The organism is Okeania sp., assembly GCF_983059655.1.
This window is the reverse complement of record NZ_CEZPJD010000560.1, coordinates 1-5,300: the sequence shown is the minus strand read 5'-3', so window position 1 is coordinate 5,300 and position 5,300 is coordinate 1. Positions and strand designations below refer to the sequence as shown.

The following is a 5,300-nucleotide window of genomic DNA, read 5'->3' as shown; positions in this document are numbered from 1 at the left end:
TTCCTTTTCCGCAAATACTTCTGCCAACAATGGCGATACATTACTATTCAACTTACCTGCCCGAATAAACTCAGCGTAAGTTTCTGCCTCAATATCCACTAACTCTTTCCGTAATAACTCCATATCCAGCGCCACTAACTGAGAATGTTCCGCCTGCATTTTATCAATTTTCTCCTGCAACTGTTTCAATTCGTTTTGCAAAAATTCTGCCTGATAGCGATAATATTCTGGGTCAATTTCTTGCAACCTGACCAACTCAGACACATAATTAAGCACCCGCTTTAAAGCTACACGACGAGCGATAGTCTCCATATATTCCTGACGCAACGGTTGGTCGCCTATTAAACCCAAGACTTGCAACATTGACTGAGTTGTTAAACCTTGCACCAACAATGTAAACAATACTACTCCAAATACAACTGCGGTTATTTCATCTCGCCCAGGCAAAATAACAGGTACACTCAACACTAGAGCAATAGAAACAGAACCCCGTAAACCTCCCCACCAAAGTAATGTTTGTTCTTTTAAACCAATATTTGACTTTGCCACCAAATTACTCAAAGCACTCAAACTATAAACGGAAATTGCTCGCGTGACAATAACTGCTCCAATAGCTACTCCTATCAATACTATATTATCTGCCAGAGTCGAATATCGAATTTGATCGCCTATTAACAGAAACACTATAGAATTGACAAAAAATGCCACAAACTCCCAAAACTCACTTACTATTAACCGAGTCCGGGGGTTCATCCCAATGCGGGAACCGAAGTTACCTAAAATTAAACCAACGGTGACAACCCCAATAACTCCCGAACCTCCTAATTTTTCTACTACTATATAAGTGCCATAAGCAGAAACTAAAGTTAGTGACTGTTCCACCAAAGGTAAATCAAAACGTTGAGTGAGGTAAGAAATGCCGAAACCAATTAAGCAACCGATACCGACACCGATGCTAACAAAACTGAGAAAAGTGAATAGAGACTCTGAAATAGAAAATTTATCGACTTTTCCTAATGGAATTCCTACTAGCAAAGTAAAGGCAACAACTGCCACTCCATCATTAAATAAACTTTCTCCTTCCATTAAGGTACGTAGGCGTTTACTTGCTCCTAATTCTTTTAATAAAGCTACTACAGAAATAGGGTCTGTTGCTGATAAACTAGCTCCGACGAGAAAGGCGATCGCTAAGGGAATTCCAGTGAAAAAATTTAAACCATAAGCAATACCAACTACCGAAATAATTACACCAATAATGGCAAATAATCCCACTGGAACTAAATCTCGTTTTAAGTCTCGCCAATTCAAATTCCAAGCAGCCTCAAATAATAAAGGAGGCAAGAAAATCTCGAGGATTAATTCAGGAGATAAATCAACTAATCTCACATCAATGAATGCCAGAATTAATCCGACTATTACTAATAATAATGTAAAGGGAATTCGACGGAACCAACTAAAAAATCGTGAGAGAGTTGCTACACTCAGGGAAACAGAAAGAACTAAAAGAAATTGTTCTATATTTTGCTCAATAACTGTTTCAGTTACGGCAGTTTCTAAAGCCATATATTACCTCTAAATTTTGTATAAAATTACAACTTTTTTTATTTAAGTAAACTACAGAATTCTTTTTGCTTAGGGAGTCATTTCAGTTATCAGTTATCAGTTATCAGTTATCAGTACCTCCGGCTTTAGTCGGAGGCTTGAAATACTGAACTGAATCTTTAAAAGGGGAGGCTTTGGACCTCATTTTTTGGTGAAAAAATACTTGAGTCGCTGTAATCTATCTATGTAAAAACTGCCATAATAAATATCTCCAGGAAATAAACATGCCCTTTATTTGCTATAAACTAGAGTTTAATAACTCAAAAAATAATTTTCCCTGTTTTTTTCCTAAAAAAATCTTCCCTGTTCTCTGTTCCCTACTTTTATAAAAAGTCTATATCTTTTTCACCAGATGTCTAGTAGACATATCCAACAATAAAAAATAAAATCAACTATCGTACAGAAATTATCAATTCTTTCCCCCTACTGCCTACTGCCTACTCCCTCTTTTCTGGAGATGTCTAATCAATAAAATACCGACTGTTGTCTGAGTGTAAGAAACAGTCGGCTTTTTAATAAAGAATTGAGGTTGAATCTAAGTTTCTTTGTTTAAGAACTTTTGCACTTGTTGAATGGCTACAGCACCAATATTGTAAACTGCCCAACCACCAGCAGCAATTATAGGTAATAGAACGATTAACAAACGAAAGTCAAATTCCATTTACTCCCCTCCTAAAGATTTTTAAAGATTTATCATTGTCTTATAATCTTAATCTAAAATTAAGTTTTTTGAGGAAAATTTTTAATGCTTTGCGCAGCATTTACCAAGAAAGTAAGAATCAACAAGGAAATAGGAAAAAAGCTGATTATCTTTCTTCAATAATGTTATCTTCAATACACTTTTGACTTTTGACTTTTGACTTTTGACTTCATTCAGTAAATCCAACATCAGTTCCCTTATCAGCGTGGACTAACGCTAACTTTTCATAACGTTGGGCGTGTTCAATCAAATCAGCAACCTCTGACTCTGAAATATCCCTAACTTTTTTCGCAGGTACTCCCACAACTAGAGATAAAGGCGGTATATCCTTAGTGACAATAGATCCAGCTCCCACAATACTACCTGCCCCTACCCGCACACCATCCAGAATTACAGCTCCAATACCAATCAAACAACCTTTTTCTATATGAGCCGAGTGAATCACAGCTCGATGTCCAATTGTCACATGATCTTCCAAAACAGTTACTAAACCAGGGTCTCCATGAAGTACTGCCCCATCCTGGACATTACTATGGTCTCCAATCATAATCCTTTCTACATCCCCCCGAACAACAGCCCCATACCAAATACTAGCTCCCACTCCTACTTCAACCATACCTATAACTACAGCATTATCAGCCACAAAAGCAGCTTGGGACAAATCTGGAGGAGACCAAAAAGAGGGCTGATTTGACATGATCTTCGTTAATGTTAGTGATGTTTTCGATTGGAATTTTATCAAAAAAGAATTCAGCCAGGAAACTTTAGGCAACCTAGAAAATTCAATCTAGAAATTATTGAAGTTACTCATAAATTACAGCTACATAATAAACTGCATAGAAAATCATAATTGTCAATAGTGGTATAGCATTACGCAAATAGGTTAGGGCAATTATAGACACTCAAACGAGCGTCAGGGATTACTTCTAACTTCTGACTTCTGACTTCTGACTTGCACGTAGCGCTATACGACCCAGCCAAGTTTTTACCCCATAATATAAGTTAAGAGTTTGATGTAGTACTTTAGTAACAACCCTATAGCTATTAGGTTCAGATTCTTTGATCAAGCTAACTATAATTAAGTCACCACAGCTCTCTAGAAACTATGACCCAATTCTCTATCAATCCTGCCCTCCAATACCCAATGTTTGGCCCTGAAATTCAGTGTCCTCACTGTAGCCAGACCATACCAGCTCTTACCTTGACAGATACTTATTTGTGTCCTCGTCATGGAGCTTTTGAAGTCGATCCAAATACTGCGGAGTTGTATCATCTTCAGTCTGGCCGTCACTGGCGTTTATGGGATGATGAGTGGTATAGGCAACATACTCATCCCGACGGTATTAGGTTTGAAATCCATGAAGCTCTAGATCGACTTTATACTAAAGGATATAGAGCTACTCGTGTAATTATTGCTCAAAGATATCAGGATTTGGTTAGTACTTATTTGGAACGTAATACCCCTTGGCGTTCTAATTCTGACTCTTCCTGTAAGCCCAAACTTTATGGTTTACCTGTAGAATTTAGTCCTGATCCCAAGGATGAGCCTTGCTGGGAAGTAATTAATTTTCAATTGGACAAAGAAGCAGGAGTACCCGTTCGATATCCCTATTTTCGATTGTTTGAATAAGCTATTCGGCATTTAAGAAGGCAGAAGGGAAAATTTTTATTTTTCGACATGCTACTCCGTATCTATAAACCCCAAACAATTTTCAGCACTCTCGTTGATAGTGAGGTATTAAACCCGTAAAAGAAAAGATAAATATTGATTTATTGAATATGGTTAATAGCTTAATTTTTTTCCGTTTTCTGTTTAAAATTTATCTTGATTTATTGCCCAAATAAATGGGCTTTACTCTAGTTATATTTGGTGTAAAATTAATGCTGAAAATAAAGTTAAAAATATTAAACTAGAATGCACCATGCCTCGATTCGGACAGCCAATATTCATCGAGCGATCGCTTTCTATGAAAAACTAGGTTTTACAGTCTGCGAACGCTTTACTACGGGCTATACTTTAGCCTGTTGGATGGAGGGATTAAATGGCAGAATTGAATTGATTGAAATTCCCCAACCAAAGCCTGCTCCTGATGCTTTTGGGGATGAGCATTATGTTGGATATTATCATTTATCGTTTGATTTGACTCAAAGTACTACAGATTTACCTAGTTGGCTAAATGATTTAAAACAGCAATTTGCTACTACATCAGCAGCACAACCAGAAATGTTTCAACCATTAAAAATTCTTTTAGAGCCTACTCAACAAATGATTGGAAATAATGTTTATGAAGTTGCTTTTATTGCTGACTGTGATGGTTTACCTCTAGAATTTATTAGGAAATTAAATTCTTAGAGTAAATTGCATAATGCTCTGAAGGTTTAATATTATGTCTGATTGAACAGTTAAAACGATAAAGGAGTCAGTAGAATTTTTTGGCTTTGCTTCAAAGAGCTGGCTCCTGAAGCCGAAGCCTTCTCGGGTATAAATCCCCAAAAAGTGACGTGTCGAAGACTATACTCATACAATTATTCTGTCTCCTGTCTTCCCCTCCTGGGAGGGGTTAGGGGTGGGTTTTCTTCTGACTCCTTCTTTAAACTTTAAAGGAAATTATGAAACAAACATTCCGTAAATTACATAAAAATAGTTGCTCCAATAGTTTTTCTACCATTATTTGTCACTGTCATTACAGGAGTAGCTTACCGACTTGGTAGAAATTGGTTTGGTTTGTCCAGAGACCAGGCACACATATTAATCGTAATTCACGAAGCCGGATTTCTTGGAGAAGACATTAAACCTTTTTATGTACTCCTAAATGGTATCGGATTAATCTGGATGTTAGTAACAGGTATTGTTATGAGTGGCTTATTTAATAAAAATAAACCCAAGGAAAATACATAATCAAAAACAACTATAGTAGAATCATAGAATTATTAAAAATTCAGAATAGGTATAATCAAAAAAAAGCAAGTAAACCAATAATTTCTATAGTATTGTAGT

Annotated in this window: 6 protein-coding genes; 3 read left to right on the top strand and 3 right to left on the bottom strand. The window is 36.5% G+C overall.

Annotated features, from left to right (window positions below; all coding sequences use genetic code 11):
* From AC3DU7_RS24105 to AC3DU7_RS24095, 3 genes are all read right to left on the bottom strand, one after another.
* On the bottom strand, nucleotides 1-1,563 hold a 1,563-nt coding region (locus tag AC3DU7_RS24105), incomplete at its 3' end, for a cation:proton antiporter (RefSeq protein WP_488041836.1).
* Between the two features lie 574 nt (nucleotides 1,564-2,137).
* Nucleotides 2,138-2,263 (bottom strand): photosystem II protein Y, encoded by a 126-nt coding sequence (locus AC3DU7_RS24100; RefSeq protein ID WP_488041835.1) that lies wholly within the window; start codon nucleotides 2,261-2,263, stop codon nucleotides 2,138-2,140.
* A 208-nt stretch (nucleotides 2,264-2,471) separates the two neighbouring features.
* The gene (locus AC3DU7_RS24095) at nucleotides 2,472-2,999 is read right to left on the bottom strand and encodes a gamma carbonic anhydrase family protein (protein ID WP_488041834.1); all 528 of its coding nucleotides are present in this window, start codon (nucleotides 2,997-2,999) and stop codon (nucleotides 2,472-2,474) included.
* Nucleotides 3,000-3,407: 408 nt separating this feature from the next.
* Here AC3DU7_RS24095 and AC3DU7_RS24090 point away from each other — a divergent pair, with 408 nt between their 5' ends.
* The 3 genes from AC3DU7_RS24090 (at nucleotide 3,408) to AC3DU7_RS24080 (ending at nucleotide 5,201) form a co-directional block, all read left to right on the top strand.
* Nucleotides 3,408-3,932, top strand: coding sequence for a TIGR02652 family protein (locus tag AC3DU7_RS24090; RefSeq protein ID WP_488041833.1), 525 nt, complete (start codon nucleotides 3,408-3,410; stop codon nucleotides 3,930-3,932).
* 285 nt (nucleotides 3,933-4,217) lie between these two features.
* The gene (locus tag AC3DU7_RS24085; RefSeq protein ID WP_488041832.1) at nucleotides 4,218-4,655 is read left to right on the top strand and encodes a VOC family protein; all 438 of its coding nucleotides are present in this window, start codon (nucleotides 4,218-4,220) and stop codon (nucleotides 4,653-4,655) included.
* A 372-nt stretch (nucleotides 4,656-5,027) separates the two neighbouring features.
* Nucleotides 5,028-5,201, top strand: coding sequence for a hypothetical protein (locus AC3DU7_RS24080; RefSeq protein ID WP_488041831.1), 174 nt, complete (start codon nucleotides 5,028-5,030; stop codon nucleotides 5,199-5,201).
* Nucleotides 5,202-5,300 lie beyond the last annotated feature (99 nt).

Bases quoted from the DNA above. Each gene is read 5' to 3' on its own strand.
- AC3DU7_RS24095 (WP_488041834.1), bottom strand. From the start codon at position 2,999: ATGTCAAATCAGCCCTCTTTTTGGTCTCCTCCAGATTTGTCCCAAGCT.
- AC3DU7_RS24100 (WP_488041835.1), bottom strand. From the start codon at position 2,263: ATGGAATTTGACTTTCGTTTGTTAATCGTTCTATTACCTATAATTGCT.
- AC3DU7_RS24090 (WP_488041833.1), top strand. From the start codon at position 3,408: ATGACCCAATTCTCTATCAATCCTGCCCTCCAATACCCAATGTTTGGC.
- AC3DU7_RS24085 (WP_488041832.1), top strand. From the start codon at position 4,218: ATGCACCATGCCTCGATTCGGACAGCCAATATTCATCGAGCGATCGCT.